This is a genomic window from Pseudomonas sp. Pseusp97, assembly GCF_047304025.1.
In the GTDB taxonomy this organism is placed as follows: Bacteria; Pseudomonadota; Gammaproteobacteria; order Pseudomonadales; family Pseudomonadaceae; genus Pseudomonas.
In genome coordinates this window covers 1-16,735 of record NZ_JBGLYK010000122.1, presented here as the reverse complement: position 1 = coordinate 16,735, position 16,735 = coordinate 1, and the positions used below count along the sequence as shown (strand labels likewise).

Annotated in this window: 20 protein-coding genes; all 20 read right to left on the bottom strand. The window is 67.1% G+C overall.

Annotation, left to right across the window (positions count from 1 at the left end; all coding sequences use genetic code 11):
- A partial coding sequence (locus ACCC94_RS18975; RefSeq protein ID WP_413351049.1) for an NAD(P)/FAD-dependent oxidoreductase occupies nucleotides 1-961 on the bottom strand: 961 nt, incomplete at its 3' end.
- On the bottom strand, nucleotides 958-1,902 hold the full coding sequence (locus tag ACCC94_RS18970; RefSeq protein ID WP_413351048.1) for a 4-hydroxyproline epimerase: 945 nt from the start codon (nucleotides 1,900-1,902) through the stop codon (nucleotides 958-960). The genes ACCC94_RS18975 and ACCC94_RS18970, both read right to left, overlap by 4 nt.
- A gap of 112 nt (nucleotides 1,903-2,014) precedes the next feature.
- Complete coding sequence (locus tag ACCC94_RS18965; RefSeq protein WP_413351047.1) at nucleotides 2,015-2,689, bottom strand: GntR family transcriptional regulator; 675 nt, start codon at nucleotides 2,687-2,689, stop codon at nucleotides 2,015-2,017.
- A gap of 131 nt (nucleotides 2,690-2,820) precedes the next feature.
- Nucleotides 2,821-3,708, bottom strand: coding sequence for a (2E,6E)-farnesyl diphosphate synthase (ispA, locus tag ACCC94_RS18960; RefSeq protein WP_413351046.1), 888 nt, complete (start codon nucleotides 3,706-3,708; stop codon nucleotides 2,821-2,823).
- On the bottom strand, nucleotides 3,705-3,950 hold the full coding sequence (locus ACCC94_RS18955; RefSeq protein WP_024764669.1) for an exodeoxyribonuclease VII small subunit: 246 nt from the start codon (nucleotides 3,948-3,950) through the stop codon (nucleotides 3,705-3,707). Before ACCC94_RS18955 ends, ispA begins: the two co-directional genes overlap by 4 nt.
- 167 nt (nucleotides 3,951-4,117) lie before the next feature.
- Nucleotides 4,118-4,384 (bottom strand): type II toxin-antitoxin system RelE/ParE family toxin, encoded by a 267-nt coding sequence (locus ACCC94_RS18950; RefSeq protein ID WP_413351050.1) that lies wholly within the window; start codon nucleotides 4,382-4,384, stop codon nucleotides 4,118-4,120.
- A gap of 8 nt (nucleotides 4,385-4,392) precedes the next feature.
- Complete coding sequence (locus ACCC94_RS18945; protein WP_413351045.1) at nucleotides 4,393-4,584, bottom strand: stability determinant; 192 nt, start codon at nucleotides 4,582-4,584, stop codon at nucleotides 4,393-4,395.
- Nucleotides 4,585-4,883: 299 nt separating this feature from the next.
- Nucleotides 4,884-5,516, bottom strand: a complete 633-nt coding sequence (locus ACCC94_RS18940) for an START domain-containing protein (RefSeq protein WP_413351044.1) — start codon at nucleotides 5,514-5,516, stop codon at nucleotides 4,884-4,886.
- Nucleotides 5,517-5,836: 320 nt separating this feature from the next.
- On the bottom strand, nucleotides 5,837-6,367 hold the full coding sequence (gene ppa, locus ACCC94_RS18935; protein WP_017521720.1) for an inorganic diphosphatase: 531 nt from the start codon (nucleotides 6,365-6,367) through the stop codon (nucleotides 5,837-5,839).
- Nucleotides 6,368-6,447: 80 nt separating this feature from the next.
- Nucleotides 6,448-7,266 (bottom strand): zinc-dependent peptidase, encoded by an 819-nt coding sequence (locus ACCC94_RS18930; RefSeq protein WP_413351043.1) that lies wholly within the window; start codon nucleotides 7,264-7,266, stop codon nucleotides 6,448-6,450.
- 6 nt (nucleotides 7,267-7,272) lie between these two features.
- The gene (locus ACCC94_RS18925) at nucleotides 7,273-7,932 is read right to left on the bottom strand and encodes a DedA family protein (RefSeq protein ID WP_413351042.1); all 660 of its coding nucleotides are present in this window, start codon (nucleotides 7,930-7,932) and stop codon (nucleotides 7,273-7,275) included.
- A gap of 193 nt (nucleotides 7,933-8,125) precedes the next feature.
- Entirely contained in the window at nucleotides 8,126-9,010 is an 885-nt protein-coding gene (locus ACCC94_RS18920; RefSeq protein ID WP_413351041.1) for a substrate-binding periplasmic protein, read from the bottom strand.
- Nucleotides 9,011-9,110: 100 nt separating this feature from the next.
- Nucleotides 9,111-9,575 carry a GNAT family N-acetyltransferase gene (locus ACCC94_RS18915; RefSeq protein WP_413351040.1) on the bottom strand — a complete coding sequence of 155 codons (465 nt, stop codon included), beginning with the start codon at nucleotides 9,573-9,575 and terminating at the stop codon, nucleotides 9,111-9,113.
- Nucleotides 9,576-9,700: 125 nt separating this feature from the next.
- Nucleotides 9,701-10,147, bottom strand: a complete 447-nt coding sequence (locus ACCC94_RS18910; RefSeq protein WP_413351039.1) for a type IV pilin protein — start codon at nucleotides 10,145-10,147, stop codon at nucleotides 9,701-9,703.
- Nucleotides 10,147-13,569 (bottom strand): pilus assembly protein, encoded by a 3,423-nt coding sequence (locus ACCC94_RS18905; protein ID WP_413351038.1) that lies wholly within the window; start codon nucleotides 13,567-13,569, stop codon nucleotides 10,147-10,149. The genes ACCC94_RS18910 and ACCC94_RS18905 overlap by 1 nt, the downstream gene beginning before the upstream one ends.
- The gene (locus tag ACCC94_RS18900) at nucleotides 13,556-14,101 is read right to left on the bottom strand and encodes a hypothetical protein (RefSeq protein ID WP_413351037.1); all 546 of its coding nucleotides are present in this window, start codon (nucleotides 14,099-14,101) and stop codon (nucleotides 13,556-13,558) included. The genes ACCC94_RS18905 and ACCC94_RS18900 overlap by 14 nt, the downstream gene beginning before the upstream one ends.
- Entirely contained in the window at nucleotides 14,098-14,841 is a 744-nt protein-coding gene (locus tag ACCC94_RS18895) for a PilW family protein (protein ID WP_413351036.1), read from the bottom strand. Before ACCC94_RS18895 ends, ACCC94_RS18900 begins: the two co-directional genes overlap by 4 nt.
- A complete protein-coding gene (gene pilV, locus ACCC94_RS18890; RefSeq protein ID WP_413351035.1) occupies nucleotides 14,838-15,434 on the bottom strand; it encodes a type IV pilus modification protein PilV in 597 nt (198 codons plus the stop codon). The genes ACCC94_RS18895 and pilV overlap by 4 nt, the downstream gene beginning before the upstream one ends.
- Nucleotides 15,425-15,937, bottom strand: coding sequence for a GspH/FimT family pseudopilin (locus ACCC94_RS18885; RefSeq protein ID WP_413351034.1), 513 nt, complete (start codon nucleotides 15,935-15,937; stop codon nucleotides 15,425-15,427). The genes pilV and ACCC94_RS18885 overlap by 10 nt, the downstream gene beginning before the upstream one ends.
- 166 nt (nucleotides 15,938-16,103) lie before the next feature.
- The coding region (gene eutC / locus ACCC94_RS18880) for an ethanolamine ammonia-lyase subunit EutC (RefSeq protein ID WP_413351033.1) at nucleotides 16,104-16,735 on the bottom strand (632 nt) is incomplete at its 5' end.

Below are 16,735 nucleotides of genomic sequence, written 5' to 3'. Positions count from 1 at the left end.
GTCCGGGGCGCTGCGGGTGTTCGCCCACCAGCGGCAGGCCGTCGGGGCTGGCGGCGCGGAAGCCGGCCCAGCTGCGGATCACGTTGAGCTTGGCCAAGCCGGGCATGTAGTCCACGGCGCGACGCAGCATCTTTGCCAGCATCCAGCCTTCCACCTGCGGGTCGGTGGTGCCGAACTGCCGCGAGGCGCCGATGAACAATTGCCCGGTGGGGCGCGGCTGGATGTTGCAGGCCACCGACGGGCCGCTGGCGTTGTGCGCGCTGGTCACGTAGCCCAACTCGACCAGCGTGCGGCGCACCTTGCCGGGATAGCGGTCGGTGATCAGCAGGTGGCCTTTCTTCGGCTCGATGGGCAGGCCCGGACACAACTCGCCGGCCTGGATTCCGTTGGCCAGCACCACGGCCTTGGCGCTCAGCCATTGGCCGTTGTCGAGACGTACGCGGGGTTCGTCGATCTCCACCACTTTCGCCTGGCGCTGGCGGATCGGTCTGGGCGCCGATTCCAACAGCCAGGCGGCGGCGCGCGGCGCGTAGAGGATGCCGTCACCGGTGATCTCCAGCCCGCCGTGCAGGTCCTTGCGCAGCTCGGGTTCTTCCTGCTGCAGCTCGGCGCTGTTCAGCAGTTTCGCGGCAACGCCGTGCTCGCGCAGCACGGCGAGTTTGCGTTCGGCTTCGGCCATCTCCTCGTCATTGGCGGCCAGCCACATGGTGCCGTTGCTGCGGTAGGCACACTCGGCGGGCATGTCGTGGCCCCACTCGCGCCAGCGCTGCAGCGAGTAGTTGCTCAGGGCCAGTTCGGCGGCGTTGTCGTCGAGCACCAGCAGGTGGCCCATGCCGACGGCGGTGGCGCCGGGCAGTCGCGCGTCCAGCACAAGCACGTCCAGGCCACGGCAGGCGAGGACGTGGGCGCAGGCGGCGCCGACTATGCCGGCGCCGATGACGATGATGTCCGCATCGCTCACGAGCGGATGCCCCAGGCGAAGGGATCGTCCTCTTCCAGCAGCAGGGTGGCCTCGGCGCTGATGTTGGCGCGGCCGCGGATGGTCGGGATGATGCGGCCCTCGGACGGCTCGCCGATCCACTCGAAGCGGCCTTCGAACTGGCTGCCGATCACGCTGGCCTGGCGCCAGGCTTCGCCGGCGGCGAGCTTGCCGTCGGCGGCCAGGCACGCCAGCTTGGCGCTGGTGCCGGTGCCGCAGGGCGAGCGGTCATAGGCCTTGCCGGGGCAGAGCACGTAGTTGCGGCTGTCCGCTTCGGGGTCGTCGGCGAACAGTTCGATGTGGTCGATCAGCCCGCCGTCTTCGCCACGGATGCCCTGGCCTTCCAACGCCTTCTGCACGGCGACGGTGTAGGCGGTCAGCTCGTCGAGGTTGTCGCCCGCGACGCGCAGGCCATGATCGGCAATCAGGAAGAACCAGTTGCCGCCCCAGGCGATGTCGCCATGCACCAGACCGTGGCCGGGCACTTGCACAGGCACCTGCTTGCGGTAGCGGTAGGAGGGGACGTTGCGCACGCTCACCGAGCGGTCGTCGTGCAGGGTCGCTTCGACGGTACCCACCGGCGTCTCGATCCTGTGGGTGCCGGGGCCGATGCGCCCCAGGTGCGCCAGCGAGACCACCAGGCCGATGGTGCCGTGGCCGCACATGCCCAGGTAGCCGGTGTTGTTGAAGAAGATCACCCCCGCGCAGGCGCTTGGGTCCACCGGCTCGCAGAGCAGCGCGCCGACCAGCACGTCGCTGCCGCGCGGCTCCAGCACGGTCGCGGCGCGCCAGCTGTCGTGCTCGCTGGCCAGCAGCGCGCGGCGTTCGGCCATGCTGCCCTTGCCCAGATCGGGAAAGCCGTCGAGCACCAGGCGCGTGGGTTCGCCGCCGGTGTGGGAATCGAGAACCTGGATGCGTTTCATGCTGCCCCCTGGGGTGTCTGGTGATTGACCCTAGGGTGGCGCGGGGCGGGGATTGCAGCTTGAGGGTTTTCCGCCGGGCCGATGATGAAATCGGCACAGCGGATTCTTTTGCCTAACTCGGAGTGAGCCGGTTCGGCAGATGCTCGTAGAGCGTGCGGCAGACGCCGTTGATATGTTCTTCCAGCAGGCGCGCAGCCCGCTCGCCATCGCCGGCGCGGCAGGCGTCGAGGATGTCGTGGTGCTCGTGGTCGGCGCGCTCCTTGCCCGAGGAGAGGCTCATCTGCATGCGCAGGTAACGCTCCAGCTTGTCGTGGATCGAGCGGATCAGGCCGACCAGATAGGGTCGCTGGGCCGGCTCGTAGAGGCAGGCGTGCAGTTCCCAGTTCAGTTCCGCCCAGCGGCCGACATCGTCCTCGCCGACGAACTCGGCACAGATGCGCTCGGCGCGCTCGAACGTCTCGGCAGTCATGTTGGGCACCGCAAGGCGGATCGCCTGGGCCTCGAGGACGACACGCACCTCGAACATCTGCGCCAGTTCCGGCTCGGAAATCTTCGTCACCAGCGCGCCCTTGTTGCGCTGGAACTCCACCAGGCCCTCGGCTTCCAGGCGCTTGAGCGCCTCGCGCACGGGGATCTTGCTGACGTTGAAGATCTGCGCGATGTCGTCCTGGCGGATCGGCTCGTTTTCCGCCATCTGGCCGGAAATGATCGCCTCGCGCAGGTGCTTGGCGATGGTCTCCGAGGCGGAGGGGACGATACCCAGGTTGGGGGCGTTGCGTAGCGGCACGATGCAGTCCGGTCAGAAGGCGGTTGTGGAATATGGTATACGAAATCCCTCCGATGCAGTGAAGCACCGGCAAGCGGTCATCACAACGGGAGGAATCGCTGGGTTGGCACACGCAATGCGCGTGCCGGGAATCAGTGGCGGCGTTCGACGATGTAGCGGGCGAGGGCGCGCAGCGGCTCGGCGTTGTCGCCGAAACCTTCCAGCGCCCCCAGCGCCTGGTCGCGCAGGGCCAGGGCATAGGCCTTGGCGGCATCGAGGCCGAGCAGGGCGGGGTAGGTCGGCTTGTCGTGGGCCTGGTCCTTGCCCTGGGTCTTGCCCAGGGTGGCGGTGTCGCTTTCCACGTCGAGGATGTCGTCCTGCACCTGGAACGCCAGCCCCACGGCCTCGGCGTAGCGGCGCAGCGCTTCCAGGGACGCGGCATCGGCGCGGCCGCTGGCCAGAGCGCCGAGCTGCACGCTGGCTTCGATCAGCGCGCCGGTCTTGTGCCGGTGCATGGTTTCCAGCGCCGCCTGGTCGATCCTGCGGCCCACGGATTCCAGGTCGATGGCCTGGCCGCCGACCATGCCGGCGGAACCGGCGGCGCGGGTCAGGGCCAGCAGCATGTCCAGGCGGGTCTGGGCATCCTGCGGATTGAGCCGGGCGTTACCGATCACCTCGAAAGCCAGCGCCTGCAGGCCGTCGCCGGCGAGGATCGCGCAGGCTTCGTCGAAGGCGATGTGGGTGGTCGGCTGGCCGCGACGCAGGTCGTCGTCATCCATCGCCGGCAGGTCGTCGTGTACCAGGGAGTAGGCGTGAATCAGCTCCACCGCGCAGGCGGCGCCATCGGCGCGCTCGGCCTCGCCCCCCAGCGCTTCGCAGGCGGCGTAGGCCAGCAGCGGGCGCACGCGCTTGCCGCCGTTGACCACGCTGTAGCGCATGGCGGCGTAGATGCGGGTGAGTTCTTCACGGGGGGCGACGAAGAGTTTTTCCAGCGCAGCATCGACACGCGCCGTACAGCGCGCCTGGTACTCGGCGATCATGCGTCTTCGCCTTCCGGATCGAAGGGCGCTTCGCTCAGCTCGCCGTCGCGCTCCAGCAGGATCTGCACCTTCTGCTCCGCCTGGGTCAGTGCCGCCTGGCAATCGCGGGTCAGGCGGATGCCCTGCTCGAAGGCACCCAGCGAGTCCTCCAGCGACAGCTCGCCGCTTTCCAGGCGCTCTACCAGCGTTTGCAGCTCGGCGAGTGACTGTTCGAAGTCGAGGGAAGCTTTCTTGCGGGCCATGCGGACATCTCGGCGGGGGTATTCGGAAACCTCGCGACACTAGCAGAGACGGGCTTTGCGGGCAAATAAACGGAGGGACAGGTGGTCGGTGGTGGCCTAGGAAAAAGTGGTCACGGCGCGCTGCGCTGGCATTCAATAGGCCGCTTGCCGCGCGGGTGAGACCGGGCTCAGGGGTATTCCTGGCGGGCGTGTAGAACGCTGACGATCTCGATATGTTCGGCGGTGACCCGGTAGACGAGCACGTAGTTCGGATGGGCGACCAGTTCCCGGGTGCCAGGAACCCGTCCGGTGCGGTGCAGATGGGGATGGTCTGCGAGTGGCACTACTGCGGATTGCAGACGATCCAACAGGCGGCGGGCGGCCTGGGGATCCTCTTTGGCGATGTAGCGGATGATGTCCGTCAGGTCGGTTCTGGCGCGGTTTCGCCAGATGATCGACCGCGTCAGCCTTTGTTCTGACGCTGCTTCTCGGCTTGAGAAATGACGGCCTCCATTTCGGCCATCATCTGATCGTGGGGCGTACCAGGGCCCGGGTCTTCCAGGGACTCCTGCACTTTGCGGCGAAACCAGCGGTCGTAGCTGGTCGCCTGTTCTTTCGTCTCGAACTCGGATGAGATGGGGGAGAGATTGGCCATGCTGGCGAGGTCCTCTTGATCGCCTCAGTCTACACCTGATGGGCCGGAGTGCCCGACACCTGGTCTGAGAACACGACGCCGCATGTCTGGAACCGAGCGTGCTCATCATCGATTTTGCGGAGTCCTTGCGGAGGCATGTACGGGACGCATCGTTGGGCTTCTGCTGACCCATAACGCAGAGAGGAGTTTATCGGCTGGCTTCTGGCCTGTTGCGGGCCGGGAGATGAATCCACGGCATCACGCAGAGACTTGCGAAGCGACTGTCGGAGAAAGGCTGGCGCCTGGGCAGGCAGGTTCTGTCAGTATCCTGCCTCGCTCTGGATGCCCTGGTGCTCCGCCACCACTTTCAGCATGCGCAGCGACTCGAACGGCGCGTCCACCACGAACTGGTTCGCAAGCCACGATGGCACGCTGCCGCCGGGTTCGCCGCGCATCTCGTAGGTGACCTCGGTGAGCTGCGGGCCCCTGGGAATCATCTGCCAGGTGCCGGAAACGCTGGGCACGCGGATGCGGTCCTTCACCGGCGGGAGATAGTCCGGCGCGGCCTGCAGGTGGCGGATCATGCCGCCATCGGGGGTTTGCTCGGTGCTCACCTTCAGCACCAGGTCACGCGGCGCGGCGGGCCAGGGGAGTTTGGTGTCGAGGTAAACCCAGATGGCTTCGTCGCTGTACTTGAGCAGGCGCATCTGCGCGCAGGCGTAGAGCCACGCGCAGGAGACGCGCAGGTTCTCCTGCAGGTGGGCCAGGGTGGCGACGTCGGATTTCACCAGCGTCACGCCGCGGAAGCTCTTGTAGCGCGAACCGGGTACTTCGCTCAGGTAGACCTGCACGCCGTCCTGGTTCTTGGCCAGCTTCCACTCCGCCGCCTGCGCCTGGACCAACAGGGGGGCGGCCAGCAGCAGGGCGATCAGGAGGGATGAGGTGCGTTTCATTGGCAGCGGACCGGCGGGGGAATAGTCCGATCTTATGCCTGGCCGACGGCAGTGGCGCATTGGCCGGCGGGCGGTCTGGCAGGGCGCGCGCGGGCGCTGCGGGGCAAATCGAGGGCATTAAAAAAGCCGGCTTGTGGCCGGCTTTCAGGGGGTGGTCCAACCTCACTTCTGGTAGGGCGGACCGCCTTGATTCTGTGGCAGCGCAGCGAGCTGCGTGCGGGGCGCAGATGGTAGCAAAGTCGGGACGAAAAGCCTAATCCCGGTCATAAAAAAGCCCCGCCGGGGCGGGGCTTCTTCGTGGCGGGGTCAGCCCGCGACCATCACTTGGCCTGGAAGGCGGCGACGGCCTTGGTGATGTAGTCGTGGGCCTGGGCGGCGTCGCCCCAGCCTTCGACCTTCACCCACTTGCCCTTCTCGAGATCCTTGTAGTTCTCGAAGAAGTGCTTGATCTGCTCCAGCAGCAGAGCCGGCAGGTCGGTGTATTCCTTCACGTCCTTGTACAGCACGGTCAGTTTGTCGTGCGGCACGGCGATCAGCTTGGCGTCGCCGCCGGCTTCGTCGCTCATGTTCAGCACGCCAACGGGACGGGCGCGGATCACGGAGCCCGGAGCGACCGGATACGGGGTCACGACCAGCACGTCCAGGGGGTCACCGTCGTCGGCCAGGGTGTTCGGGATGAAGCCGTAGTTGGCCGGGTAGAACATCGGGGTGGCCATGAAACGGTCGACGAACAGGCAGTCGGTGTCCTTGTCGATTTCGTACTTGATCGGCGCGTGGTTGGCCGGGATCTCGATGGCGACGTAAATGTCGTTCGGCAGGTCTTTGCCAGCCGGGATGCTGCTGTAGCTCATGGACGACTCCAGATAGTGGTCGGGCCGAAAAAGTGCGGCGGATTATAGGCAGATTGCCGGGTCCAAGCCACAGACATCGCCTAGTGCGCCCGAGTTTCCTGATATTCGGGGTGCTCGGCCTGAAGCTTGTGCAGGCGCGAGAGCGGATCTTGCCGGTAGAACAGCGAAAGCTGTTCATAGACTTTGGGATAGGCAGCCTGCAGGAGGTCCGGAGCGGTAAAGAAGTACTCGCTGGTGACGGCGAAGAACTCCGCGGGATTCTCGGCGGCGTATGGGTCGATGGCGGTGTGCGCCTGCGGGTCGCGGTCGAGCTGGCGGTTGAGGTCGTCGTAGGCGGCCTGCATGGCGGCTGCCCAGTCGGTGACGCGCATGTCGCGGTGCAGCGGCGGCAGGCCATTGGCGTCGCCATTGAGCATGTCGAGCTTGTGCGCCAGCTCGTGGATCACCAGGTTGTAGGCATCCCAGCCGCCGCCGCTTTCCACGCCGGGCCAGGCAAGGATCACCGGACCCTGCAGCGAGGTTTCGCCGGCGCGTTCGTCGTCGAACTCGTGGAGGACGCCCGCCGGGTCGCGGTGTTTCTGCGGGCTGACGAAGTCGTCGGGGTAGAGCACCAGCTCATGGAAGCCGCCGTACCAGTTCAGCTCCGGCAGGTGCAGCAGCGGCAGCACGGCCTGGGTGGCCAGCAGCAGGCGGCGGTAGTCGTCCAGTTCGATGCCCGGCAAAGGCGAGAGGCGCTTGTCGCGCAGGAACAGCAGCGCGCGCTCGCCGAGCCGGCGCAGCTCCTCCTCGCTCAGGCCGTCGAGGATCGGCTGGTGCCGGCGCACCTGCGCCCACAGCTGGGGATCGAGCGGATAGCGGGCGAGGAAGCGCCGGCGGCGCCAGGCGCTGAACGACCACATGGACGATCAGCGCTCGCCGGGCTGGGCCTTGGCCGAGGGGCGCAGCTTGTGGCGGATGAAGCCGATCACCATGGGCAGCAGCGAGAAGGCGATGATGCCGATGATCATCACCGAGAGGTTCTGCTTGATGAAGGGCACGTTGCCGAAGAAGAAGCCCAGGGTCACCAGGCCGCCGACCCAGGCGATGCTGCCGGCCACGCTGAAGAACAGGAAGCGCGCGTAGGGCATGTAGGCCATGCCGGCGACGAAGGGCGCGAAGGTGCGCACGATGGGCAGGAAGCGCGCGAGGGTGACGGTCTTGCCGCCGTGGCGCTCGTAGAAGGCGTGGGTCTGGTCCAAGTAGTCGCGGCGGAAGACCTTGGAGTCCGGCTTGCTGAACAGGCGCTTGCCCAGGGTTCGGCCGATCACATAGTTGGTGCTGTCGCCGCTGATCGCCGCCAGCAGCAGCAGGCCGCCGAGCATCCACGGGTCCATGCCGCCGGTGGCGCAGATGGCGCCGGCGATGAAGAGCAGGGAGTCGCCCGGCAGGAAGGGCGTTACCACCAGGCCGGTTTCGCAGAAGATCACCAGGAAGAGGATGGCGTAGATCCAGGTGCCATAGTTGGCCACCGCCAGCGACAGGTAGCTGTCGAGGTGGAGAATCAGGTCGATCGGGTTGAATTCCATGAGAAGCCTGTCTGACAACAAGGTGAACGGCCGGGCCGCCCAGTATAAAGGCGTGGCCGGACTGCCGGGGCGTGCTACGTCGAATCCTGCGACGAAAGTCCGCGGGAGGATATTACAGCTTCTGCGTGAAAATCCTGGCGCTGTGAGCGCGGCAACGCCTTGTGACAAATAGCGGGGCGTTGAGGTGAGGAGATCAGAGCAGGCTCGCCTGCCAGCTCAGCAGTTCCGTCGTGGTCCTGGGCGACAAGGCCGCGCCATGCCGTTCGGCGGTTGCCGGCAGCTGTTCGGCCAGCGGATGCGCAGCGACTTCGCGGGTGTTCATCGCGCTTTCCAGGCGCGCCTCGGCGATCAGCTGCTGCAGGCGGCCGCTGCGCCGCAGGGTGCGCAGGCCGCGGTCGAGGCTGGCGGCCAGGGCCTCGCCTTCGGCGAGCTTTCGGGGCACCAGAACATAGAGCGGCTTGACCTCCAGCGGCGGCTCGATGAATTCCAGCTGTTCGCGTAGCGCCGGGGCGTTCTGGCTGAGCAACTGGTAGCCGGTGTAACGGTCCACCACGGCAAGGTCGATGCGCCCGCGCAGGAGTTTTTCCAGGTTCTGCCAGTCGCTGCTGACCACCTCCTTGTTGAGGAAGTCGGCGGCGTCGAAGCCTTGCTGGTTGACGTAGCCGCGCACCACGCCGATGCGATAGGGACGCAGGGTATCGAGATCGCGCGGGTTGATCGGCAGGGCGCGGTCGCGACGGCGGAAGAAGCCGAGCTGGGAGTCCAGCAGCGGCATGGAGGTGTAGAAGTCCTGGCTGCGGTCCGGCGACAGGTACGCCGGCATCAGGGCGTCGAAGCGGCCTTCGCGGGTTTCGTTGAGGGCTCTTTGCCAGGGCAGGAACACCAGTTCGGCCTTGTCGCCGTTGAGCGCCAGGGCTTCGCTGAGGATACGGCTGGCCAGCCCGTTGCCCGGCAGGTCGCTGCCGACGTAGGGCGCCCACTCCAGGGTGGCGACGCGCAGGGTCTGGGCCTGGGCGACGGCGCCCAGGAGTGCGAGGCAGAGACAGGCGGTGCGCAGGACGAGCAGGGAAATACCCATGGGATCCCTTGGGCGGAGGCCGCGGCGATTCCGATAATGGCACTTTAATGTGCCAGGCCCGCCGACGCCAGCGGGCCGCGCTGCAGCTCGAATCAGGCCGTCAGTTCAGGTCGTCGCTGATCGGCAGGATGTAGTTCTTGAACTCGCTGTCCTCGCGGAAGCCGATGGACTCGTAGACCTTCTGCGCCACTTCGTTGTTCACGCTGGTGGACACCCGCATGCGCACGGCCTGGGTTTCGCGGGCCATCTGCCGGGCGGTCTGCAGCAGGTGGTCGGCGACCAGCTGGCGGCGCGCCTCTTCGGCGACATAGATGTCGTTGAGGATCCACACGCGCTTGAGCGACAGCGAGGAGAAGCTCGGGTAGAGCTGGCAGAAGCCCAGCAGCTTGCTGTCGTCGTCATCCGGCAGGGCCAGGTAGATCACCGATTCCTTGCGGCGCAGGCGCTTCTCGAGGAATTTTCGCGAGGATTCGGGGTAGGGAAGCATGCCGTAGAACTCGCGGTACTTGACGAACAGCGGCGCGAGCAGATCGAGGTGGTCGAGCGTGGCTTGCACGATGCGCATAAGCGGGCCTCGGCGGGAGGGAGTGAATGGGCTGGTATGGCAATGCAGGGGCTATGCCAGCGAATAGCCATTGGTCCGATGCTGCACCAGAATTTGTGGAAAGCGCAATCCAAGCGAGCGTTTGATCAGCGCCAGCAGTTGTCCAGGCTGCCGGCGCTGGTGCCGCGGTTGCCCTGGTTATCCAGGGTGAAGTCGCCGCACTCGCTGTCCTGCGCCTGGGCGCCTCGGCGCAGGGCGGTCAGCCGGTAGCGGCGGGCATCGCCGTCGATGAGTTCGGCCTGCAGTTCATACAGCCGGTTCGGCGAGAAGCGCTTGCCCTCGGCCAGTGGATAGCCGAAGGCGAGCCGGGTCGCATCGTCGGTGTAGCGGCTGTACTGCGCCAGATAGCGCTCCTGCTGGACGGCCGCATCGTGCAACAGGGTCTGCGCCTCGCTGCGGTTGGCGCGCAGGACGAACTGGCGGTAGCTGGGGATGGCAATGCCGGCCAGCAGCGCGAGGATGGAAACCACCACCATCAGCTCGATCAGCGTGAAGCCCCGGGCCTGCCCGGACGACCGGGCGCGTTCGTGCATCAGGGATACCCCGTGGGCAGGTTGAAGTTCAGGATCTGCCAGTTGAAGCGGCCCTGGTTGACCGGGTCGAAGAGCTGCACGGGCAGGCGGTTGCCGTCGGGGGTGTAGAGGTTGTCGCCGATCCGCGTCACCGGCCCGTCGATCTGGATACCGCTGGCGCTTTCGCTGAAGGAGCCATCGCCGGCCAGGTCGAAGACGTTGAAGTCCAGCGCGCCGCCGGTCTTCGGGTTGACTGCCAGCAGCCAGTAGGTGATGCCGGCGCTGCAGGGGTCGGCGTTGGGCTTGCTGACGGTGACGAAGAGCACGTCGCCGAGCATGAAGGGCTGGTCGAGGATCATTTCGCTGTCCGCCAGATCGAAGTACCAGCCGCGGATGCCGACGCCGCGCTTGCCGGTGCTGTCCCAGGCCACGCCCTGGCTGCTCAACTGGCGGACCCGCGTGCTGCCGCCGCTGTGGCTGACGGTTTCCTCGGTGAGTGTCTGGCGCTGCAGGTCGGCCAGCCTGGTCAGGGTGGTCGGGGAACCGGCGCCGTCGACATGGGCGAGGTAGTCGGTCTGGTCCCAGAGGCCATAGAGCGACTGCACGGTGGCGGGACCTTCCTTGTCGCTGCCTTCGAAATACTTGCCGGTGCCGGCCATCACCAGTTGCCCGCCGCGAGGGTGCTGGGTGACTTCCGGCGCCGCGCTGAGCGACTGGCTGCGCGCGTTGGCGATGCTGGCGAGCAGGGTCGCGGCGGAATCGATAGCGCTCTGCCGGTACAGGTCGCCCTGCAGGTTGCCGTAGTAGCGCTGGGCGAGTTCGCCCGGGCTGGCGGCCTGGGTCCAGGCGACCAGGCTGCCCACCTCGCCGTCCCCGCCGGGGGCGTGGCTCGCGGCGTCGATGCGGCCGTCGGCGAGGCGGATCGACAGCGAATAGCCCTTGCCGGCGTCGTAGCCATTGCCGGTGAGCACGTAAGGTTCGCCGCCGAAGTAGGTGATGACCGGGCGTTCCAGCAGGTAGCCGAAATCGATGGCCTTGCCGTCGCGGTCGGTGGTGCTGGCGGAGTGTTCCCAGAGCAGCTGCGGGGTGTCCGGGTCGGTGATGTCGAGGGCGAACAGGCCGCGTCCGCCGCGACCGGGCGCCATGACCAGGACGCTGCGCCAGGCTCCGTCGAAGTGGACGTCCTGGGTGACGGCCGTGCCATCGACGAAGAAGCGGTGCAGGTTGTTGGTGTTTTCCTCTTCCGAGCGCCCGGCGTAGTTCTTCGCCGACAGGTAGTTGAGCTTGTCGACCACCGCGGCGGGGATGAAGGCCCAGCGTTCTCGTCCCGACTCGTCGAAGGCATGCAGCATGCCGTCGTTGGCGCCGACATAGATACGCCGTTCGCGGTCCGCGTGGGTCTGGCGGAAGGCTTCGTAGCCCGTCGCGCGAGCTGCTTTCTCCAGGTAGTAGGTGACGGCGGAGGGCGCGCCGACGACTACCGGCGTGGAGTAGATGATGTCGCCGAGCAGGTGGTTGCGTGCACGAAAGAGCCCGTCTTCGTCGCTGCGCTCGCCGCGCAGCCAGGCGACCCGGCGTTCGCCGAGGCCATCGCGGTTCTGGGTGCCCGGCGCGCGGTCGAGCAGTTCCTGCTGCGAGGCGGCGAGGTTGTTCCAGGTGAACGCCTGGAGGTTTCCATCCGGGCGCTCGGGGCGCGTGTTGACCTGTATACGGCGACTGGCCGGGGAGCGCTGGTCGAGCTGGTTGCGGAAGGACAGGGCGCTGTTGGCCTGGGCGTTGCCGTCGGCGTCGAGACGGTACTGCAGGATATCTCCGCTCCAGTCGGTGGGTTGGTAGCTGGCGCGGTAGAGGTGGTTGTCGGTGCTCAGCGAGGTCGAGCTGGCGCCGGCCGCGGACACCGCCAGCTGGCTGGTGGAGATGCTGCTGACGATGGCCTGGAAGGCCTGTACCAGTTCGCTGGTGGAGTCGGCGCTGAAGAACTCCCCGCGCGAGTTCAGCGCGCCGTGCCAGAGCGCCGCCACCTTGCCTTCGTTGGCGGTCACCGTCATGCCATCCAGGCTGGTGCTGCCGCTGGGGTTTGGCCAGGTTTTGCTGCCGTTGAGCAGTTGCGGGTAGGACCCCGAGTAGGTGTCGCCGCCCCACTGCAGGTACTTCAGCGTCGGGCCAAGCCCCAGGCCCACCGTGTAGGTGGTGACGTGCTGCCAGGTGGCGGGATCGTTCTTCGGGTTCCAGTAGTCGTTGCCGTCGCGGTAGCGCGGCGGGACCTTGTTCTCCAGGTCGGTGCGCGCATCGGTGGCCCAGCCGAGGAAGATGTTGTCGGCCAGCGTATTGGACCACTTGTCGTAGTAGGGCGCCTGGGCGGGGAAGGATTTGCCGTCCGGCAGCATGCGGGTAGTGCCATCGGCGTTGCTGCCGCCGGAGCCGTCACCGAAACCGTCGGTCATCAGCAGGTGATAGGTAGGGCGGCAGGCGTACTCGGTCTTCACTTCGCGCGTGTTGCCCGGTACACGGGCGTAGGGATTGTAGGCGGTGGTGTTGGAGAGGTAGCTGTTGACCCGGTTCTGGGCGGTACCCAACTGCGTTCCGCCACTGGCGGCCAGGCGGCTGGTGAAGTTGAAGAAGTCCGCCTTGTGCTGATTGGCGAAGGCGGCCAGGGTCTGGTTGCCGCAGGCCGTGGAGGAGAGGTTGAAGTTCGTGTTGTAGCAGCTGTTCAGCCCCTGCCAGGTGACGCGGATGTGATCGGGCAGGTCGAACAATGCCAGGTTCGCGGCGGTGCGCGTGGCGAGCTGGCGGGTGCGGTAGAAGGAAAACCAGTGGGCGTAGTTCTGCTTCTCCGCAACGGTGGTGACCCACTTCGGCGCGAAGCAGGTCCGCGTGCAGGAATTGGCGCTGGTGTACGAGGAGTCGGCGGCGCAGTTCTGCACGGCGCTCAGGCTGCTGGTTGCCACGTTGCGCGCGTGCGGGCAGGCGGCGTCGAACTGGTAGTAGTGCGCATAGCGCTGGTAGGCATCGGTACTGTTGACCGCCTGCGTGGCATTCTGGCTGTAGCCGTTGCCGGTGTAGCGGTTCAGGTCCAGCGTACCGGTCTGCAGGGTGAGGAAGCCGTCGTAGTAGGCCTTGTCGAAGCTGGTGGTGTAGCGCTCGCTGACCAGGCGCCCGCCGCTGAAGGTGACCTTCCAGGGCGCTTCGTAGGTGATCGCCGGGTTGTAGTACATCGGGTTGTAGGCGCTGGAGCGGTTGGCGATGCTGTAGGAGCTCATGCCGTCCGGGGTGTAGGCGCTGGTCATGCTGCCGGAGTCGTCGAGGGTGACGATCAGGTTCGGCGAGACGTCTTCCACCAGGAACAGCGGCGCCTGGCTCGGCGTCGCGGCTGCCGCATTGCCGCCGAGGAGCAGGGCGGCGCCCAGCACCGCGCCGCGCAGGAGCGTTTCAGCGTTGCACACGGGCGTACTCCTGCAGGCGGACCTGGGCCTGGTCGGTGATGCCGGTGGCGAGGGCGTTCACCTGCAGCAGCAACGTGCCGCTGCCGGCGAGGCAGTCGGCCATGGCGCTGGAGGAGCGGCTTTCGCACTGCGCGGCGACATACCAGCGCGGCGCACGGCTCAGTTCGTCCAGCTCGCCGGGGCTGGCGAGGTCGTTGCCGCGATAGGGGCGGGCCTGTTTGATGAGCGCGCTGCTGGCCGCGTCCGACGGGTTCAGCCAGAGGCGGTCGCAGAGCAGCACCTGTTGCTGCTCCTGCGGGGTATCGATGCAATCGGTGAGCGTGCCTACCGCCATGCCGGGGCTGTGGCGGCTGCGGTACAGCGCCTCGTTGACCGCCGAGGTGGCGCCGCCGAGTGCCGCCTGGTAGTCGCGGGCGTCGGCGAGGCTGTTGTCCAGCAGCAGGCCGCTGCGCAGGTTGCCCAGGGTCAGCAGGCTCAGGGCGAGCAGCAGGATCAGGGCGATCAGCAGGGTCTGTCCGCGTTGCCGGTTCATGGCTGGTTCCTCAGGTAGAGCGTCTGCGCGAAGGCGCTGCAAAGCCCGCGCGTGCCGGTGTCCCGCTGCTGGTCGCCGAGCGGGTCCTGGTAGGTGCAGTTCTCCGGCAGCAGGGAGCGGGTCGAGGTCAGCACCAGGCCGACGCGGACCTGGTTGACCGAGGCCGCGACGAAGCGCAGGTCGTGGATGCCGCTGGCCAGCACGCTTTCGCCGGTGGAGGCGGTGTTATTGGTCCGGCAGCGCAGCTCGCCGTCCGCGAGATACAGGTGGCTCACCAGTACCGCCGGCGTGCTGCTGTCGGAATCGCTGTAGAGGGCACCGCCGCTGCAGTCCTGCAGGAATTGCGCGTCGACTCGCTGCGAGCGCTGGAAACGCAGGCACAGGCCCTTGCCGTTAGCATCCACGGCGCTGACCTTGGCGTCGGCGAAGCTGCAGCCGGTGCGGCTGTCCTGCAGCGCCGGGAAGGGACCTTCGCGATCGAGGACGAAGTCGGATTGCGCGGCATCCGCGGCCACGGCATGGCGCTGCCAGGCGACGTAGCCGGCATGCCCGGCCTGGTTCTGCAGCAGGTCGAGAATGAAGCGCGCGCGGCTCTGGTTCTGCTGCTGGGCATGGTTGAAGGCGGCGTGGTCGCTGCCGGACAGGTAGATCTGCAGCACGCTGAACAGCAGCAGCGCACCGAGCGCCAGGGCCACCATGAGCTCGATCAGCGAAAGGCCTTGCTGCGTCCTGGCGGTCATGGCTGGAAACTCAGGCGATGGCGCTCGACGCCGCCATCATCGTCCGCGCTCAGGCAGGCGGCGTCGGCATCGTCGGCGGTGGTCGGGCTGCCGCTGCGGCAGTTGCGGCTGTGCCAGGCGATCTGGATCAGCAGCAGCGGCTGCTCGGAACCATTGGCGCAGGATTTGCCGTCGCGGGTGGCGCAGATGAAGGTGGATTCCCTGAGCAGTGCCTCGTCGGTGACCAGCCGGCGCTGCACCTGCGCAGCCCAGCAGGCCAGTTCGCGGCGGATCCGGTCATTGCTGCCCAGGCCGCTGGTCACGCAGGATTCGCCGCTGCCCAGGCTGGGGAAAGGGCTGCCGCTGCCCACCAGGAAGGGCGCTCCGGCCTTGAGCTTGCCGTTGCGCACCAGCCCCTCGCGGTTGGCCTGCAGGCTGCGGGCGAGGTCGGCGGCCAGGAGGATCGCGTTCTGCCGCTGCTGGCTGTCGTGGGCGTAGGTGATGCTGCGCGCCTGCAAGGCCAGCATGCCCAGCAGCGCCACGCTGGTGAGCATCACCGCCACCATGACCTCGATCAGGTAGAACCCCTGCTGGCGCGCTGGCGTCATTCGCATGCCCACACCGCTCCACTGCGCTGCAGGCAGACCTTGCTGCGGTAGCTGCCGGAACTGAAGGTGAACGCCAGGGGATAGTCGAGGCCGGATTCGGCGATGCCGTTGCCATCGAAGACCACCCGGGCGGCGCTGGTGCTGGTGCGCACCTGCACCTGGGCGGCGTCGTCGAGGCGGCTGCGGCGCAACTCGATGGCCTGGCTGCCCGCCAGGTCGCCGCCACGTCGCTGCGACACCACCAGCGGCGAGGTCCAGTCACCGGCGGTCTGCGGGGTGACGCTGATTTCCTGGTGGCTGATCTGTGCCTGCGCACGGGCGTACTGCAGCAGGGCGATCAACTGCTTGCCGCTTCCCTGGGCGCGGTTGCGGTTGATCAGCAGGTCAAAGGAGGGCACCGCGATGGCGAGCAGGATCGCCAGGATCGCGATGGTCACCATGGCCTCGATCAGGGTGAAACCATGTTGGGCGGCAAGCCGCGCGGAGGTAGCGGTACTCGGTGAATCCATGATCTCGCCATCGACTGGGCCTGCCGGCGCAGCCCTGGGTGCCGCAGCACGTTGCTCAATGGCGAGGTTTTATCGCGACGAACGGGAGGGGCGATTTAAGACAATTCTTAAAGCCCGCGATCCCCGGCGCGGCATGTGGTCGCGTTCACAGGTACGCCGTGCGCACTCAGCCGCCGAGCAGGAAGTTGCCCCGCACCTGGCCGCCTTCTCCTTCCAGCACCGGCAGTTGCGCTTCGTCCTTCAGGTTCACTCCCGACAGCTGGCGGCGGCAGGCTTCGCGCATCAGGTAGAGCAGCCGGTGGGCGGCGAGGCCGTAGCTCAATCCTTCCAGGCGCACGTTGGAGATGCAGTTGCGGTAGGCGTCGTTCAGCCCGACCTTGGGCGCCCAGGTGAAGTACAGGCCCAGGCTGTCCGGCGAGGACAGGCCGGGGCGCTCGCCGATCAGGATCACCACCATTTTCGCCCGCAGCAGTTCGGCTACTTCGTCGGCCACCGCGACCCGGCCCTGCTGCACCAGGGCGACCGGCGACAGGCTCCAGCCTTCGTTGCGCGCCTGTTCTTCCATGCGTTCGAGGAAGGGCAGGCTGTGGCGTTGCACGGCCAGCGAGGAGAGGCCGTCGGCGATCACCACGGCCAGGTCGTAGCCCTGCGGATGGCGGTCGGCATGGCGGCGCAGGATGTCCGCCGATTCCTCGTTGAGCCGGCGGCCGAGGTCGGGGCGTTGCAGGTAGGTGTCGCGGTCGGCGGCGGCACTTTGCAGCAGCAGCGTATCGCGGCCGCGCTCGGCCAGTTGCGCGG

Coding starts and splice junctions, on each gene's coding strand:
- ACCC94_RS18970 (WP_413351048.1), bottom strand. CDS start 1,902: ATGAAACGCATCCAGGTTCTCGATTCCCACACCGGCGGCGAACCCACG.
- ispA (WP_413351046.1), bottom strand. CDS start 3,708: ATGATCGCCGAGTACCAGGCGCGCTGTACGGCGCGTGTCGATGCTGCG.
- ACCC94_RS18955 (WP_024764669.1), bottom strand. CDS start 3,950: ATGGCCCGCAAGAAAGCTTCCCTCGACTTCGAACAGTCACTCGCCGAG.
- ACCC94_RS18945 (WP_413351045.1), bottom strand. CDS start 4,584: ATGGCCAATCTCTCCCCCATCTCATCCGAGTTCGAGACGAAAGAACAG.
- ACCC94_RS18940 (WP_413351044.1), bottom strand. CDS start 5,516: ATGAAACGCACCTCATCCCTCCTGATCGCCCTGCTGCTGGCCGCCCCC.
- ppa (WP_017521720.1), bottom strand. CDS start 6,367: ATGAGCTACAGCAGCATCCCGGCTGGCAAAGACCTGCCGAACGACATT.
- ACCC94_RS18930 (WP_413351043.1), bottom strand. CDS start 7,266: ATGTGGTCGTTCAGCGCCTGGCGCCGCCGGCGCTTCCTCGCCCGCTAT.
- ACCC94_RS18925 (WP_413351042.1), bottom strand. CDS start 7,932: ATGGAATTCAACCCGATCGACCTGATTCTCCACCTCGACAGCTACCTG.
- ACCC94_RS18920 (WP_413351041.1), bottom strand. CDS start 9,010: ATGGGTATTTCCCTGCTCGTCCTGCGCACCGCCTGTCTCTGCCTCGCA.
- ACCC94_RS18915 (WP_413351040.1), bottom strand. CDS start 9,575: ATGCGCATCGTGCAAGCCACGCTCGACCACCTCGATCTGCTCGCGCCG.
- ACCC94_RS18910 (WP_413351039.1), bottom strand. CDS start 10,147: ATGCACGAACGCGCCCGGTCGTCCGGGCAGGCCCGGGGCTTCACGCTG.
- ACCC94_RS18900 (WP_413351037.1), bottom strand. CDS start 14,101: ATGAACCGGCAACGCGGACAGACCCTGCTGATCGCCCTGATCCTGCTG.
- ACCC94_RS18895 (WP_413351036.1), bottom strand. CDS start 14,841: ATGACCGCCAGGACGCAGCAAGGCCTTTCGCTGATCGAGCTCATGGTG.
- pilV (WP_413351035.1), bottom strand. CDS start 15,434: ATGCGAATGACGCCAGCGCGCCAGCAGGGGTTCTACCTGATCGAGGTC.
- ACCC94_RS18885 (WP_413351034.1), bottom strand. CDS start 15,937: ATGGATTCACCGAGTACCGCTACCTCCGCGCGGCTTGCCGCCCAACAT.